General features: G+C 63.3%; 17 protein-coding genes. 8 read left to right on the top strand and 9 right to left on the bottom strand.

What is annotated here, in order from left to right; genetic code table 11:
• Nucleotides 1-4: 4 nt before the first annotated feature.
• Nucleotides 5-760, bottom strand: coding sequence for a DUF1206 domain-containing protein (locus ACMT3I_RS13445; protein ID WP_414805017.1), 756 nt, complete (start codon nt 758-760; stop codon nt 5-7).
• 288 nt (nt 761-1048) lie between these two features.
• Between ACMT3I_RS13445 and nusA the strand changes: the two genes are divergently transcribed.
• The 4 genes from nusA to rbfA all read left to right on the top strand — a co-directional run bounded on the left by nusA (nt 1049) and on the right by rbfA (nt 5993).
• Nucleotides 1049-2059 (top strand): transcription termination factor NusA, encoded by a 1011-nt coding sequence (gene nusA, locus ACMT3I_RS13440; protein WP_414805016.1) that lies wholly within the window; start codon nt 1049-1051, stop codon nt 2057-2059.
• A gap of 8 nt (nt 2060-2067) precedes the next feature.
• Nucleotides 2068-2325 (top strand): YlxR family protein, encoded by a 258-nt coding sequence (locus ACMT3I_RS13435; RefSeq protein ID WP_414805015.1) that lies wholly within the window; start codon nt 2068-2070, stop codon nt 2323-2325.
• 76 nt (nt 2326-2401) lie between these two features.
• Nucleotides 2402-5266 carry a translation initiation factor IF-2 gene (gene infB, locus ACMT3I_RS13430; RefSeq protein WP_414805014.1) on the top strand — a complete coding sequence of 955 codons (2865 nt, stop codon included), beginning with the start codon at nt 2402-2404 and terminating at the stop codon, nt 5264-5266.
• Between the two features lie 205 nt (nt 5267-5471).
• Nucleotides 5472-5993: a 30S ribosome-binding factor RbfA gene (gene rbfA, locus ACMT3I_RS13425; RefSeq protein WP_414805013.1), complete on the top strand. Its 522-nt coding sequence runs from the start codon at nt 5472-5474 to the stop codon at nt 5991-5993.
• Between the two features lie 21 nt (nt 5994-6014).
• Here rbfA and ACMT3I_RS13420 read toward each other — a convergent pair whose 3' ends face one another.
• Nucleotides 6015-7496: an RNB domain-containing ribonuclease gene (locus ACMT3I_RS13420; RefSeq protein ID WP_414805012.1), complete on the bottom strand. Its 1482-nt coding sequence runs from the start codon at nt 7494-7496 to the stop codon at nt 6015-6017.
• Nucleotides 7497-7618: 122 nt separating this feature from the next.
• On the opposite strand from ACMT3I_RS13420, the gene ACMT3I_RS13415 reads away from it, so the two are divergent.
• Nucleotides 7619-8161, top strand: a complete 543-nt coding sequence (locus ACMT3I_RS13415; protein WP_414805011.1) for a hypothetical protein — start codon at nt 7619-7621, stop codon at nt 8159-8161.
• A 23-nt stretch (nt 8162-8184) separates the two neighbouring features.
• On the opposite strand, the gene ACMT3I_RS13410 is transcribed toward ACMT3I_RS13415, so the two are convergent.
• Both ACMT3I_RS13410 and ACMT3I_RS13405 read right to left on the bottom strand, forming a co-directional pair.
• Entirely contained in the window at nt 8185-8472 is a 288-nt protein-coding gene (locus ACMT3I_RS13410) for a hypothetical protein (protein WP_414805010.1), read from the bottom strand.
• A gap of 149 nt (nt 8473-8621) precedes the next feature.
• Nucleotides 8622-9536, bottom strand: coding sequence for an A/G-specific adenine glycosylase (locus ACMT3I_RS13405; RefSeq protein WP_414805009.1), 915 nt, complete (start codon nt 9534-9536; stop codon nt 8622-8624).
• A gap of 23 nt (nt 9537-9559) precedes the next feature.
• Between ACMT3I_RS13405 and ACMT3I_RS13400 the strand changes: the two genes are divergently transcribed.
• A complete protein-coding gene (locus tag ACMT3I_RS13400; RefSeq protein ID WP_414805008.1) occupies nt 9560-10162 on the top strand; it encodes a hypothetical protein in 603 nt (200 codons plus the stop codon).
• 79 nt (nt 10163-10241) lie between these two features.
• Here the strand turns inward: ACMT3I_RS13400 and ACMT3I_RS13395 are convergent, their stop codons facing one another.
• The 5 genes from ACMT3I_RS13395 to ACMT3I_RS13375 all read right to left on the bottom strand — a co-directional run bounded on the left by ACMT3I_RS13395 (nt 10242) and on the right by ACMT3I_RS13375 (nt 13845).
• Nucleotides 10242-11240 (bottom strand): ketopantoate reductase family protein, encoded by a 999-nt coding sequence (locus ACMT3I_RS13395; protein ID WP_414805007.1) that lies wholly within the window; start codon nt 11238-11240, stop codon nt 10242-10244.
• 82 nt (nt 11241-11322) lie between these two features.
• A complete protein-coding gene (locus ACMT3I_RS13390; protein ID WP_414805006.1) occupies nt 11323-11730 on the bottom strand; it encodes a VOC family protein in 408 nt (135 codons plus the stop codon).
• Nucleotides 11731-11846: 116 nt separating this feature from the next.
• Nucleotides 11847-12545, bottom strand: coding sequence for a helix-turn-helix transcriptional regulator (locus ACMT3I_RS13385; protein ID WP_414805005.1), 699 nt, complete (start codon nt 12543-12545; stop codon nt 11847-11849).
• 1 nt (nt 12546) lies between these two features.
• Nucleotides 12547-13074 carry a GNAT family N-acetyltransferase gene (locus ACMT3I_RS13380; protein ID WP_414805004.1) on the bottom strand — a complete coding sequence of 176 codons (528 nt, stop codon included), beginning with the start codon at nt 13072-13074 and terminating at the stop codon, nt 12547-12549.
• A 78-nt stretch (nt 13075-13152) separates the two neighbouring features.
• Complete coding sequence (locus ACMT3I_RS13375) at nt 13153-13845, bottom strand: SDR family NAD(P)-dependent oxidoreductase (protein WP_414805003.1); 693 nt, start codon at nt 13843-13845, stop codon at nt 13153-13155.
• Nucleotides 13846-13947: 102 nt separating this feature from the next.
• Here ACMT3I_RS13375 and ACMT3I_RS13370 point away from each other — a divergent pair, with 102 nt between their 5' ends.
• Nucleotides 13948-14811: a helix-turn-helix transcriptional regulator gene (locus tag ACMT3I_RS13370; RefSeq protein WP_414805002.1), complete on the top strand. Its 864-nt coding sequence runs from the start codon at nt 13948-13950 to the stop codon at nt 14809-14811.
• A gap of 130 nt (nt 14812-14941) precedes the next feature.
• The gene (locus ACMT3I_RS13365) at nt 14942-15298 is read left to right on the top strand and encodes a TraR/DksA family transcriptional regulator (protein ID WP_414805001.1); all 357 of its coding nucleotides are present in this window, start codon (nt 14942-14944) and stop codon (nt 15296-15298) included.
• Nucleotides 15299-15348: the final 50 nt, after the last annotated feature.

The raw sequence follows: 15348 nt of genomic DNA, 5'->3' as shown, positions 1-15348 counted from the left end.
GCTTCTACAACCGAACCAGACGCGCGCGCAGGATGAAAAAGAAGCCGTACGCGATTACGCCCACACCGGTGAGTGCGAGGGCTATCGCGCCGTATGGCAACTCGACGAGGGCTTTGAGCGCGCCGTCGATTCCGCTCGCGCTGTCGTGATCCAGCGTGAACGGTGCGAGCGCGAAGAGCACCCCTGCCACGCCGAGAACCAGACCCTTCGCGACATAACCGATAGCTCCCAGGGCGGTCGTGGTGATCCCCGCCAACCCTCGAGGCACACGAATCGCTTCGGTGAACCGGCCGGTGACGCCGCTGACCACGAAGGAAATCCCGACGATAAGCACAACAAGTCCGATGATCACCAGTACGACAGCACCGACAGGGGTCTTGATCAGCGCCGCACTCATGTTGCTGGTCAGTTCTGCTGTGCTCGTCGATGAACCCCGCGCGAAGGTGAAAGCGGTGGCAGCGATCACCAAGTAGCCAACGGCCTTACCGAGTTCGACAATTCGAAAGCCCCAGCGGCTGCGAAGCGAGGACTTGTTCGCGAGCAGCGCGGTCATGAGCTGCCAGGTGAAGAGGGCAAGCATGCCGATGAGTACGATCCACACCAGGACGATGCCACCGGGGATTCGGGAAATCTGTGCGATGGCACCAGATTGGTCAGCTTCGCCAGAGCCTCTGCCCGTTGCAACGCCGAGTGCGATCAGGCCGATCATGACGTGGAGAAGGCCGATGGTGGCGATACCCCAACGGGCCAACAACCTCACCGATCGATGCTTCTCTGCCCGGCGAGCGACCGCTTTGGTCGCCGCTTTCGCCGACCCGCCTCTCGATTTACCGTTCACTTGCTTAGGGTAGCCCGATTCGAGGGATGCTCAGAGCACTCACGCCGTGTCGACGGATGCCGCGACGCGGCGGAGAACGCGATGAAAAATCAGTGACGCAGGCCTGTCTGGGCAGTCGGTGTGTGCCGACTCCTCCCGGAATCGGGTACCGTAGAGAGAAGCCCCCCGCGCAGTTTCGCGGCGGCACAATTTGAATAGAGGAGGCCGGCCATGGACATCGACCTCAGTATGTTGCGGCTTATGGAGCGCGAGAAAGAGATCCCATTCGAGGAGCTCGCGCAGATTATCGAACAGGCCATCCTGACCGCATATCTCAAGCACATCCACCCGGGTGAGCACATGAAGCAGGCAGTGAGCGAAGAACCGGGTGCGCGCGTCGAACTCGACCGCAAGACCGGGCACATTTCGATCTACGTGCCAGAGCACGACGAAGAGGGCAACGTCATCGGCGAAGCCGTCGACGACCCGAGCGACTTTGGACGCATTGCGGCATTCGCTGCAAAGCAAGTTATCAACCAGCGCTTGCGCGATATTGCTGACGACGCCGTACTCGGCGAGTTCAAGAGTCGTGAAGGCGACATCATCGCCGGCGTGATCCAGCAGGGTCCGAACCCGCGCATGATTCACGTCGACCTCGGCACTGTCGAAGCGATCCTGCCCCCCGAAGAGCAGGTTCCCGGTGAGAAGTACGAGCACGGCCAGCGCATCCGCGTGTACGTGACAAGCGTGAGCAAGGGCATGAAGGGTCCGCAGATCACCGTGTCGCGCACCCACCCGTCGCTCGTCCGCAAACTCTTCGCACTCGAGGTTCCCGAGATCGCCAACGGCGTTGTCGAGATCGTTTCGCTCGCCAGGGAAGCTGGCCACCGCACCAAGATTGCTGTGCGCGCAACCGAACCTGGCGTCAACGCCAAGGGTGCATGCATCGGCGAGCTGGGCCAGCGCGTTCGTGCGGTCACCACCGAGCTGAACAACGAGAAGATCGACATCGTCGACTTCTCCGCTGATCTCGCGACCTTCGTAGCCAGCGCATTGTCGCCGGCCAAGGTGACAAGTGCGTATGTCATTGACGAGTCGATCAAGGCTGTCAGGGCTCTTGTTCCTGACTACCAGCTGTCGCTCGCAATCGGCAAGGAGGGCCAGAATGCCCGCCTCGCAGCGAAGCTCACCGGCGCGAAAATTGACATCCAACCTGACAGCATTCTGGAGGATGCCGAATAGGGGGTACGATGGAAGCCGTTAGAACGTGCATTGGATGCCGTCTGCGCGCACCTAGATCCTCACTATTGAGGGTGGTAGCTCGGGAATCAGAACTCGTGGCGGATGAAACCGCCACACTCCCTGGGCGTGGTGCGTGGCTGCATCCGACTATGTCGTGCTTTCAGGAGGCCGTAAGGCGACGCGCTTTCGGGCGTGCCCTTCGCGTTACCAGATCCCTGGACGCGAGACACCTAGAGAACAGGCTGAATTGGCTAATGGATAACTAATGAGCGGCTCGAAATGAGACCCGTCCGTTACTAACGGTCTGCCCCTTTCCGGGCGCAGGCCCGGAACAGGAGAATTGTGGCTGCAAAACCACGCGTCCACGAGATCGCAAGCGAACTCGGTGTTGACAGCAAGGTAGCCCTTGCAAAATTGAAAGAGATGGGCGAGTTCGTCAAGGGACCGTCCTCAAGTGTTGAGCCCCCCGTTGCACGTCGCCTTCGTGCTGCGCTCGAAGCTGATGGCGTGACTGGGGCAGCTGCTCCGGCCGCTGCTGCGGAAACTCCGGCAGCATCAGCCACCTCGGCAGCAACGCCCGGCCCGAAGAAGAGCACCGGTGTCAAGCCGGGTGCGCGTCCGTCGCCGGCAAACCTGGCGCCCAAGCCCGTCGTTGAAGAAGCTCCGGCACCCGCCGAAGCCGCTCCCGTCGCCGACGTTCCTGCTCCCGCAGCACCGCTGACTGTCGCAGAGCGTCAGGCGCAGGCTGAAGAGAAGGCTGCTGCAGCAGAGAAGGCCGCTGCGGCCGACAAGGCTGCTGCCGCTGAGGCACCCGCCGGTAGCGCTCCTGCAGCGCCAGCCAGCGGAACCGCTACGCCTGCTGCGAAGCCGGGCGGAAGCATCCCGAAGCCGCCAGCTGCTCGCCCGGGTAACAACCCATTCGCCAGCAACCAGGGCATGGGCCAGCGTCCAGCTGCTCGTCCGGGTAACAACCCGTTCGCCAGCGCACAGGGCATGGGTCAGCGTCCGACGCCGACCCCCAGCAACATCCCGCGTCCAGCCGCTCCCCGTCCAGGCGCACCGCGTCCGGGCGGACCCGGCCAGGGTCAGCGCCCGACAGGCTTCGGCCAGCGTCCGGGTGGCTTCCAGCGTCCCGGTGGTGCACCGGGTGCTGGTGGAGCCGCACGTCCAGGCTTCTCCCGTCCGGGTGGAACCCCCGGTGCAACCCCCGGCTTCGGCGCTCCGCGTCCGGCCGGTGGCGGTGGCGGCGGTCGTGGCCGTGGTCCCGGCGGTGGAACCGCTGGTGCATTCGGTCGCGGTGGCGGCAAGAGCAAGGCGCGCAAGTCGAAGCGTACGAAGAGGGCTGAATTCGAGCTGCGCGAAGCCCCGTCGCTGGGTGGCGTAAGCGTACCCCGCGGCGATGGTGGCACTGTTGTGCGCCTGCGTCGTGGAGCATCGATCACCGACTTCGCAGACAAGATTGACGCCAGCCCCGGAAACCTCGTTACCGTACTGTTCCACCTCGGTGAGATGGCGACGGCAACGGAGTCACTCGACGAGGCGACCTTCGGCATCCTCGGTGAAGAGCTGGGCTACAAGATCCAGATGGTCTCGCCGGAAGACGAAGACCGCGAACTCCTCCTCACCTTCGACATCGACCTCGATGAAGAACTGGCTGAAGAGACTGACGAACAGCTTGAGCCTCGTCCGCCCGTTGTGACCGTCATGGGTCACGTCGACCACGGTAAGACTCGCCTGCTCGACGCCATCCGCAACTCGAAGGTTGTTGAGGGTGAAGCCGGTGGCATCACCCAGCACATCGGTGCGTACCAGGTCGTTGCAGAGCACGAGGGCATCGAACGTCCGATCACCTTCATTGACACCCCGGGTCACGAGGCGTTCACCGCCATGCGTGCTCGTGGTGCTCAGGTGACTGACATCGCAATCCTCGTTGTTGCAGCCGACGACGGCATCATGCCGCAGACGATTGAGGCACTCAACCACGCACAGGCGGCCAACGTGCCGATCGTCGTGGCAGTGAACAAGATCGACAAGGCTGACGCCAACCCGCAGAAGGTTCGCCAGCAGCTCACCGAATTCGGCCTTGTCGCCGAAGAATACGGTGGAGACGTCATGTTCGTTGACGTGTCGGCTCGTAACAACATCGGCATCCAGGAACTCCTTGATGCTGTGTTGCTCACCGCTGACGCTGGCCTCGACATGCGTGCAAACCCGAACAAGGATGCACGTGGTGTCGCGATCGAAGCCAAGCTCGACAAGGGCCGCGGTGCAGTTGCAACCGTGCTCATCCAGTCGGGAACGCTGCGCGTCGGAGACGCAATCGTTGCGGGTACGGCTTACGGCCGCGTCCGTGCGATGGCAGACGAGAACGGTGCAACCGTCCTCGAAGCCACGCCGTCTCGTCCGGTTCAGGTTCAGGGACTCTCAAGCGTTCCTCGCGCCGGTGACACCTTCCTCGTTATCGAAGAAGACCGCACCGCGCGCCAGATCGCTGAGAAGCGTGAAGCTGCCGAGCGCAACGCCCTGCTGGCCAAGGCCCGTAAGCGCATCAGCCTCGAAGACTTCACCCGTGCACTCGAAGAGGGCAAGGTCGAGTCGCTCAACCTCATCATTAAGGGTGACGTTTCCGGTGCCGTTGAGGCACTTGAAGAGTCGCTCCTCAAGATCGAGGTCGACGATTCAGTACAGCTGCGCATCATCCACCGTGGTGTCGGTGCTGTCACCGAGAGCGACGTCAACCTCGCTACCGTCGACAACGCGATCATCATTGGATTCAACGTTCGCCCCGATACGAAGGCACGCGAACGCGCGGCCCGTGAAGGTGTCGACGTGCGCTTCTACTCCGTCATCTACTCGGCACTCGAGGACATTGAGAATTCCCTCAAGGGCATGCTCAAGCCGGAGTACGAAGAGGTCCAGAGTGGTGTCGCCGAGATCCGCGAGGTGTTCCGTTCTTCCAAGTTCGGCAACATCGCCGGTGTCATCGTTCGCTCGGGAACCATTACCCGCAATGCGAAGGCTCGTGTTATCCGCGACGGTATCGTCGTCGGAGACAACCTGGCCATCGAATCGCTGCGTCGTTTCAAGGACGACGTCACCGAGGTTCGTACGGACTTCGAGGCTGGTATCGGCCTCGGCAAGTTCAACGACATCCAGATCGGCGACGAGATCGAGACGATCGAAATGAAGGAAAAGCCGCGCGTCTAATGACGAACGGTGGGTAGCGGGTCTCGGCTTGATTCCTTGAAAGAGGATGAGTGCCGGGGCCCCTACCCCGATTCCCGTTAAGGGCATCACGCTGCGACCCCGAGTCGCAGACGATCTGCCGTCAGTCAGATGATGGCGAACAAAGAGCTCGAAGTATGAGCTCGAAGACATGCAACCGCATAGTTGCTAAAGAAGGAGCGATCTCATGGTTGATCAGGCACGCGCCAGCAAAATGGCCGACCGCATCAAGGTCATCATCGCCAAGCGTCTCGAGCGCGGTCTTCGTGACCCCCGCCTCGGCTTCGTGACAATCACGGATGTCAAGGTGACGGGCGACCTGCAGCACGCGTCGGTCTTCTACACGGTGTACGGCACCGACGAAGAGCGTGCAGACAGCGCCGCAGCCCTCAAGGCCGCGACCGGCATGATGCGCAGCGAGGTCGGAAAGAACATCACCGCCAGGCTCACGCCGTCGATCGAATTCATCGCCGACGCGATCCCCGAGAACGCCAAGCTCATCGAAGACCTGCTTCGTGAAGCGCGTGAGCGCGACACCGAGGTCGGCCAGCTCGCCGAGACCGCAAAGTACGCCGGCGACGCCGACCCGTACGTGAAGGCACGCGATTTTGACGCAGCTGACGACGACGACCTCGACGGGGACGTCATCGACGAGAGCGCAGAAGACGACGAAGACGTGGCTCCGACAGGAAAGCACGTCGCACCGTAGTTCTACACAGCTCGGTTCGTATTAAACGGCAGGAAGCCCTTGGCTTCCTGCCGTTTTTTCGAATCGTACGACACCCGTCGCGATGGTTGCTTCAATGAGTCGAGCGCGGATGTGCTCGCCAGGTGCCATCGCGCCGGTGCACCTGGCGGTGACAGCTGGCTCTGCGATCTGGATCTGGCCGCTCGAGGTATTGGCCGAGATGACAGTGGCATCGAACTCGTGGCCGATCAGGCCGCTAAGCACCGCAGCCTCGACGATGTCGACGGCAGCCCGGTCCAGGCTTCCGGCCACCTGGTCAGAGCTGCGCATCTCTGCAGGGAGACCGGGCAGCGCGCTTCGCACCCACTGGGGGAGGGGGACATCCGCCGAGATCGCCTCACAGATCACGAGCGTGTACCTGTCGACGAGGCGTCTGATGGGCGCAGTAACGTGGGCGTATGGCGCGGCGATGGCGGCCTGGATCGTCTCGGCGGGAGGCTCGCCCTCGAACGCCGTGTAGGTCGCGCCGCGAAAGAGTGACCTGGCGGCGTGCATGATCGCCAGCTCGTTTGGCCGGTGCACGTCGAGGCTCCTCAGGTATTCGCCATATGCCTGATCTGCGGGCCATGGATGCCCGAGCGCTGCAGCCTGGGCGCGAAATGCACCGAGCGTCGCGGCGTCGGGCGGCGGCATAGTGCGCAGGATGCCAGTGCCGGCCGACAGCATCATCCCTGCCGCGGCCATCCCTGTCATCAGCGAGATCTGTGCGTTCCAGTCCTCGACGGGCAACGGGCTTCGACGCACCAGTATGTAGCTGCCGTCTTTCGGCTCGACATCAACACTTAGCCGGCCGAGGCTGGCGCCGCCACGGATGCGCTCAAGCACGATGCGCGCTTGTCCCACCGTCTCCAGAAGGGCGAGCGCTTCTGGGGCACTGCCGTTGTCGATCGCTTCCTGTGCGCTCGCGTAGCTCAGCTGGGCACTGCTTGTGATGCGAGCGCGCTCGACCCGGGCGCTCGTTACGTTTCCGGTGTGGTCAAGCGTCAGCTCCCAGACGAATGCGCCTCGCACGACGTTCGGCAGCAGCGACGCGGCGCCCTCACTGATCTGCGTCGGGTACAGCGGGATGCGCCCGTCAGGCGCGTAGATCGTCTGACCGCGGCGGTGAGATTCGACATCCATCGGTCCATGGGGCTCCACAAAATTCGATACATCGGCGATCGCGTACAGCACGGTGAAGCCGTCGGGTTCTCGCGCGATGTGCATCGCCTGGTCGAGGTCGGTTGAACCCTCTGGATCGATCGTGAAGAAGCGGATGTCGGTGAGATCACGCTCGGGAAGCACGGCATCGACTTTCGCCAGTACGGCCTCAGCAAGCGCCGCGGGGGAGAAGTCGTTCACCAGTGAGAACCGGCTTGTCAATTGGGCGAGCGCCTCGCTCAGCTCTGTTGCCGCTGGTGCGCTCGTTATCGTTGTCGTTTCCCGGTCGTCGGGAAGATCGCTCGGGGACACCACCTTCGGCATGGCCCCAGACTACGACTATTGGCCGGCGTTCATCGTTCTACGACGATTGCCCGGCGCGCGATGCGCTCCGGAAGCCACTGCACCTTCCGGCCGATTCAACGGTGCGTTCTAGACTGTGCAGGGTGAATGACGATCCTGACGACGGCGGACCTGTTGTTGCTGGCATCCGCTCGGCCGTCGACCTCGCCGTGGATCGGCTGCGCGCCGTAGATGCCCAGACCGAAGCGCTGGCGACCTACGTGCCATCGCGTCAGGTGATGTTGGTCATTCGCAAGGAACCCGCACTGCTTCCGGTCGGCCGTGTGTGGCGGCTTGGAGTGTTCCTGCTCGACCAGGACGGAATCCTCAGCGCCACGGGCGCGACAACGCGTGCTGTGCCGCCGGGCCATCGTGGCTTCCAATCCAACTCCGCCGAGGAACGTCGCGGCTATCGGGCAGCGGCATTCCGAGGTCCGTTTGCGCCCGGTGAGACGATTAACTTCGATGCTGCGGCCATCGACCTCGACCCAGAAGCGCTTCGAACCGCGACAGGGCCGCTGTTCGTTAATGGTGGCAGGGCGCTGGTGCGCTGGAATCCAGCAGCGACCGAGTCGACATCTGTGGACTTCGGAACGTACCTTGCGGAGCGCGTCAGCCTTTTGATCGATCCGCCTGAGCGAGCCTGAGCTGGCCACAGCGGCCCTGAGCGCTACCAGACGCGGCTATTCGATCTGAGGTGTCTGCTCACCGACGTCACCAGCGTGACGATCATCACGATGACGGTACTCAGAAGTACGCCGCCGGCGAAGATCATCACTATTTGTGCCGTCGTGCCGTCAAGTTCCAGCGCCGACGTGACGCGAGGTGTGTTGGCACCGACGAGGATTCCGCCGAAGACCAGAAACACGACGACGCCGGTGAGCGTCGCCAGCACTTCTTCGGTTGCCCTACCCATTTCGGCCATCGCTACGCTCGTCACACGCTGAACAATCGGCATGGAATCGGAGAACGCAAGGCATGGTGGGTCTACAAGTTCTGCTCTGATTCTGAATCACATCGGCCCTTCGGGTTGGCACGAATTCTGCCCGGCCCAGAAGGAGCGCGCATTGCGTCGATTATGACGTGAGTAAGTCTCAGGCGCCAGATCTAGTGCGGAAGAACATAACCGCCAGATGGCGCGACAACCGCAAGACCGTCGGCGATCAAGCCGCTCAATGCGCGCGCTCGTTGCTCGTCGTCAGGCCAGAGTCCGTCGATCTCGGCATCCGTTACCGGCAGGTGAGTTGACCGCAGTTCGGCCATGATCAACCCGCGAACCTGCCTGTCACTGCCCTCGAACTTCTTCTGAATGGCCTTGCGGGGGCCGTCGTAGCTCGGGTATCCGGCCGCGCGCCAGGCGCAGATGTCGGAGATCGGGCACTCATCGCATCGTGGCGATTTCGCCGTGCAGACGATGGCGCCAAGCTCCATGATTCCGGCGTTGAACGCGGCGGCGGCGCTGCGGTCGTGGGGAAGAAGCGAGCTCATCGCTTCCAGGTCGCGCGTTCTCGATGGCGGTGCGGGCTCGGCCTGGCCGCTGACAGCCCTGGCGATGACGCGCCTGGTGTTGGTGTCGACCACTGGATGCCGGTGCCCGTAAGCGAATGCCGCAACCGCACGAGCGGTGTAATCACCGACCCCGGTGAGCGCGAGCAGGTCATCGACATCCTCAGGCACGATCCCGCCGTGGCGTTCGGTGATCTCGACGGCCGCAGCGTGTAGCCAGAGGGCGCGTCGAGGGTAGCCGAGGCTCGCCCACGCGCGCACGGCCTCGCCGGGAGGCTCTGCAGCGAGAGCGGCTGGGGTCGGCCACCGAGTGAGCCACTCCTCAAGCCGAGGGATGACCCGCGAGACCGGCGTCTGCTGCAGCATGAATTCGCTGACCAGCGTGCCCCAGGCGGTGAAGCCGTCGCGGCGCCAGGGCAGATCGCGGGCGTTGTCCTTGAACCAGCCGATGATGCGCGGTGCCACTACAGACGGGTCCGTCGACGCCGTTTCGGTTCGGTTTGATATGCCATTCATCATCTCTAACCTAGGCTCGATTTATGAAGCTCGTTTCCACGCCCCGCATCGAGTTCCTCCGCGCGTTATCGACGGAGATCCTGCACAACTATGGGCGAGGGCGAAGCATCGTTGCCGTCGACGGGGCAGCGGGCTCTGGGCGCACCGCATTTGCCGACGACCTGGCCGAGGTCTTCGAGGAAAGAGAGCACCCCGTGTTCAGGGCGTCGATGACGTACTTCCAGCGCTCACGCGAGGAACAGGACCGATTTGGCGAGGCTTCAGCTGAGCGCACCTATCGCTACGGACACGACTATGCGACGTTCAGACGGGTGCTGACCGAACCGTTCAGGATGGGCGTGACTACGAGCTTCGTCACGCAAACTTTCGACCCTGACCGCGACACCTGGATCGAACCGACCTGGCAGACGGCGCCGCTCGACGCGACGCTCATCGTCGACGGTGACTTCATGCTCCGGCGCGAGTTGCGCGATCTTTGGGCGTACAGCATCCGCGTCGACAGCGGGGCAGAGACCGAGGCCGACGAACTGTATCTGACAGAGGTGAACCCGGAGGCCATAGCCAACGCCCTCGTCGACAATTCGAATCCCGCCTCACCGCGCCGCCTGTTCCGCGACAGCTGCTGACGGCGCATGCGGTCAATGTGCCTGCTCACTGAGAGAGCGGATGCCTGTGGCCCAAACCTGCCCACTCGGTGTCTGCTTACTAGAGCGACCTGGACCGCCGAACAACCTCGCTCGGGGAGAGCGACACTCCTGATTGCTCAACCTCATGCACCATCGCGGTGATCAGCGCGTTCACCGGGGCCTGCATGCCCGCCCGCTTGGCCTCCTGCACGACGGCACCGTTCAGAAAATCGACCTCCGTTGGCTGGCCGCGGCGGAGGCTCTGCTGGGTGGAACCGAGGTTGGGCACATTGCCCATGCGCTTGCGCATGAGAAGTGGCACGATCTGGCCCGCCCAGAGCGGACTGCGTGAAAACGCTCGCAGCGGTCTGTCGCTGAGTGACTGGATGGAACCGAAGCGCACGCCGTTCGCCATCCCAACGCGCACCGCTTCCCGCATGCTGGCCGTCATCACGCGCCGCAGCCCACGGTTGTCGACCACGTCCTGCACGCTCATGCCGGTGATCGCGGGGATGCCGTTCAACATATTGACGATCAGCTTCGTCCACTGCGCGCCGACGAAATTGCCGATCGCAATGGTTGGAACGGCGGCGGAAAGCACGCCTGCCCAGTGTTGGGTGGCGGCATCCGCTGGCCCTGTTCCTCGCCCGATGTAGGTCGGAGCTGCTGTCGTGACGCGAACCACGCCGGGCTCTGTGTAATTGGCGGCGATGATGACCAGGGCGCCGAAGCAGTCGGAGTCTGGCAGGAGCGCTTGAGCCGTGGCGACGCCGGCCAGCCCGTTCTGAACGACGATGACAGGGGCGGTGCCGAGCGCGACGGCATTGGCCTCGATGGCCGCCGCCGCGTCCTGCGCCTTCGTGCACACCAATGCGAGGTCGGGTGTCTCCGTCAACGTTTCAACGGCGAGCGGATGACCGTGTGTCTCGCCGTACTCACCGGTGAGACGGATGCCGTCGGCCCTGATTGCGGCCAGGCCGGCTCCGCGTGCGGTGACGGTGACCTGGTGGCCGGCCTGTTCGAGAAGGGTGGCGAATGTTCCGCCAAGCGCTCCGGCGCCGATCACAGCAATTCGCATGCGTCCAGCCTAGGTTGCTGGCAGTTCTACACCGCGCCAGCGGGGCACCGCGTTGGCACCCCGTGGCCACCGTGGCCAGAAATTACCGAGCGTACGTCGCGAACTTCTCGATCGCTGCGGCGGTGACCGGGGTGAAGAGATTGATGAGATTGTCGTCGGGGTCGCGGAACAGCAGGGAGCGGTTGCCCCACGGCATAGTCGTTGGTTCGTTCACGAACGTGGTGACCCATTCCTGCAGCTTCAGGTATTCCGCGTCGACGTCGTCCACGAGGAGCTCAATGATCGCCGTGTGGTTGTCGGCCGGTCGTGCCGCCCCTGGCCCGAAGAGACCGACGGTAGCGGTGCTACCGATCGCGATCGTTCCAGATGGTGTGCGCACCTCGGCGAAGTGTTCATTCAGGTGCACTGCAGTGCCGCCGGTTACGTGCTCGTAGAACCCGGCCAGCGAGGCGACGTTGTCGGTGATGAGGCGGATGGAGACAAGATTCATGATGGTTCCGTTTCTGCCGGATGAATGCCGGCATATCCCATGCTGGAGGACGGCGGCGACAACCCCCTGTCGGTGTTTAGCGCGAAAAACTTGGTGGCGTCACAACTCTCGTGGCGTCACAAGAGGTGCAGTTGCCTGATGTCGCCGTAGGGAATATCGAGATCCTCTCGCCTGAGTGTCCTCCGTGTCGGGACCTCCGCCGTCGCAACGCTCGACCTGATGCGGTCTGTCCGCAGCGCTCGGATTCCGCCACGAAGGCGACACCATCCGATCAAATACCAGTTCGTCGGCGTTCCGACATAGCCGAGGGGCTCGACCGCCCGCGACGTGATGGCACCGTCCTTGTCTTGGTAGCTGATCCTGAGCACGCGCCCGGCGGAGAGCGCGTCTGCGATCAGGGAAGGGACGGGCGACAGCGCCGAAGCTGAGCCGAGCAGATGCACTCGTGCTGCGAGGTCGCGGGCGTCGTCGGCGTCGGTATCCGGCATCGCTGCAACCAACTTCCGCAGCGCGGTTTGCGCTGCCTGCTGGAACGGGGATCCGGCCAGGTTCTCAAGTGCGACAGCCATCGCGACGGCTTCGTGCGGGGTGAAATTGACCGGTGGCAGCGTCTTCTGGGGATCTAAGCAGTATCCGCCAATTCGGCCGGGCTCAGCCCAGATCGGGGTGCCAGCTTGCTGGAGAGCACTGATGTCCCTTTCGACTGTCCGCACGCTCACCTCAAATCGGTCAGCCAGCCACCGACCGCTGCGGGGGCGAGGAGCGACGACACGTAGCTCTTCTACGAGCGCATACAAACGGTCGGTTCGATTCATGTCAGCGTTTGTGTCCATTCCGGAGCGCAGCCAGGTCGTACGACCACGCGTTCACCCTGATCGGATTGCCTTTGGGGTACTCGAAGTCTTCCTCGCCCCGGAACACGAAGCCGACAGATCTGCAGAGTGAGTTCGACGCGGCGTTGTCGATTCGAGGGAACGCAATGACATCCTGGCGGTCGCCGAAGTCCGCGGCGTGTTGAAGACACGCCCGCAGGGCCATGGATGCATATCCCCGGCCCTGATAGCGGGTCGCAATGCTCCATCCGGCTTCGTACACGTCCGTGTTCGCCCACGTCGTTTTCCAGTACCCGACGGATCCGACTGGCTCATCTTCAGAGTCAGCCCTGATTGTGAACATGCACGCTTCGCCTTCTTCCCACAAACGGAGGAACTTCGCCTGACGGCTCACAAGCTGCTCCTGGGATTCCGGTCCGCCGAGAAACGCAGTCATTTGCGGCGTATTGCTGCGCTCCAATACGGGTAAATCATCGACCGTCCATGGCTGCAACGAAACAACATCATTCATGGCTCGAACATACGCGGTGGCACCGACATCGATGGGCTGTTCGCGCAAAGGCATCCGCAGAAGAACCGCAACTGAACGTTAGAAGGGGGCGACGCCAGAGCGGTCGATGAACGTGCCGGTCGGGCCGCCGCCGCCACGGGTGGCCAGGTCAACGATCGCGTCTGTCCCTTCTCGCACTGTCTGCGTGCCGCTGTTCCCGTTGAAATCGGTGGCGGTATAGCCGGGGTCGGCCGCATTGATGCGCATCTCAGGGAACGCTTTGGCGTACTGCATAGTGAGCATCGTGACGGCGGACTTTGACGACGTATAGAGCGGTGCGGTGAACTTTGCATAGATCCACTCCGGGTCGTGCACGAAAGCGAATGATCCCAGGCCGCTGGTCACATTGACGATGGTGGGGGCACTCGACGCGCGAAGGAGGGGAACGAAGGCACTTGTCATGCGGACGACGCCAACGACGTTGGTGCCATAGACCGCCAGGGCGTCTTCTGCAGTCAGTTCCGCGGCCTTCTTGAAGGGACCGGAGATGCCGGCATTGTTGATCAGAACATCGACACCGCCGGCATTCGCTATTGTTTTCACGGCACTGGCGACGGATGCATCGCTCGTCACATCGAGTTGAACGAACCGGCCGCCGAGGGCATCCGCCGCCTGTTGGCCGCGCACCTGGTCGCGCGCGCCCATCCATACTGTGTGCCCGGCATCGATGAGACGGCAAGCGGTTTCATAGCCGAGGCCCTTGTTGGCTCCGGTGATCAGTGTTGTTGTCATGCCTTGAGTCTGTGGCGGCGACGGTCCGGCTGTCGTGGCCCGGGTGAACAGGTGGACTGGCAGTACCACGCAGGATGCCGCGGGCGCTGTCAAACTGACTCCATGCAGGATCCGCACAGTGACCTCGGAGCGCTCCTCCGCTCGTGGCGCGACCGCTTGTCGCCCGTCGACGTGGGGATTCCCTCCGGCGATGCTCGACGGGCGGTGGGCCTCCGACGCGAGGAACTGGCCGCACTTGCCGGCTTGAGCGTCGACTACATCGTGCGCCTTGAGCAGGGGAGGTCTCGTCGACCGTCCGCCCAGGTCGCTGCGTCGCTCGCCAGGGCGCTCCAGCTCAGCGATGCCGAGCGGGATCACCTCTTCGTTGTCGCCGGTCTCCTGCCGCCGTCGCCCGGCGACGTGCCATCGCACGTTCCTCCCAGTGTGCAGCGCCTGGTGGCCCGCCTCGGGGAGATTCCCCTGGCGGTGTTCACCGCCTCATGGGACCTGGTGACCTGGAGTCCGCTCTGGGCAGCACTTCTTGGCGAGCCCGTTCATCCGGGAAAAGGTCGACCAAACCTGTTGCGGTCGCGTTTCACCGGAATGTCGTTGGGCGACGGCGGAAGGATCGTCAGCCGGTCGGTCAGTATCGACGCCTTTGACGCGTCGCTCGTTGGCGACCTCCGCCGGGTCCACGGTCGATACCCCAGTGATCGCGCGGTGACCGCCCTGGTCGACGAGCTGCTGGCGTCGAGTGAAAGGTTCCGAGAACTGTGGGAGAGCGGCGTCGTTGGCGAGCACCAGTCGGAGCGAAAGGTGGTGCGAAACGCACTCGTCGGTGATGTTGAGCTCGATTGCGACGTGCTGAGTGTTGCTGGCACCGACCTTCGGATAGTTGCATATACGGCCGCCACCGGGTCAGAGGCCGCTGAGAAGCTCGACTTCCTGCGCGTTTCCGCCGTTACTGCGGCCATGCGCGCAGACTGACGCGAGCGTGGAGCGACTGGCAGAGCGGGCGTGCGGCGAGGCGCGGGTCTGAGCATGTCCAGAAAGCGGGTCACGGCGGCCTCACAGCCGCACTCGACTGCCTTCAGGGCGGCGTGCCTAGAGTGGAGGCATGGACGCTGACCCGCGACTGCGCACGATCCTGGACGACCTGCGCGAGCAGGCTGCCGACAGGGTATCCACCATGACGGCGGCGCTCGCCACGCTCACCCGCGACAGGGAGAGTTCGAATGATGACGATGAGCATGACCCGGAAGGCGTAACGCTGTCGACGGAATGGTCGCGCCTTACGGGCCTCTCCGACGCTGCTCGCTCAGAGCTGCAACAGATCGACGCCGCCATCGCACGCCTGTATGCCGGAACGTACGGAGTCTGCGCGAGTTGCGGACAGCCGATTCCAGTCGAGCGGCTTGAGGCGCGGCCATTCGCCGAACTCTGTGTTCCGTGCGCAGAACGAGTGGGGAGCTGATCGCGGGGTGGCCAAGCGGTTGTCAGGTCAGGACGACCTTGTGAGCGTGC

Source organism: Leifsonia sp. A12D58 (assembly GCF_047530025.1).
In the GTDB taxonomy this organism is placed as follows: domain Bacteria; phylum Actinomycetota; class Actinomycetes; order Actinomycetales; family Microbacteriaceae; genus Cryobacterium.
This window is presented reverse-complemented; position numbering and strand designations above follow the sequence as displayed.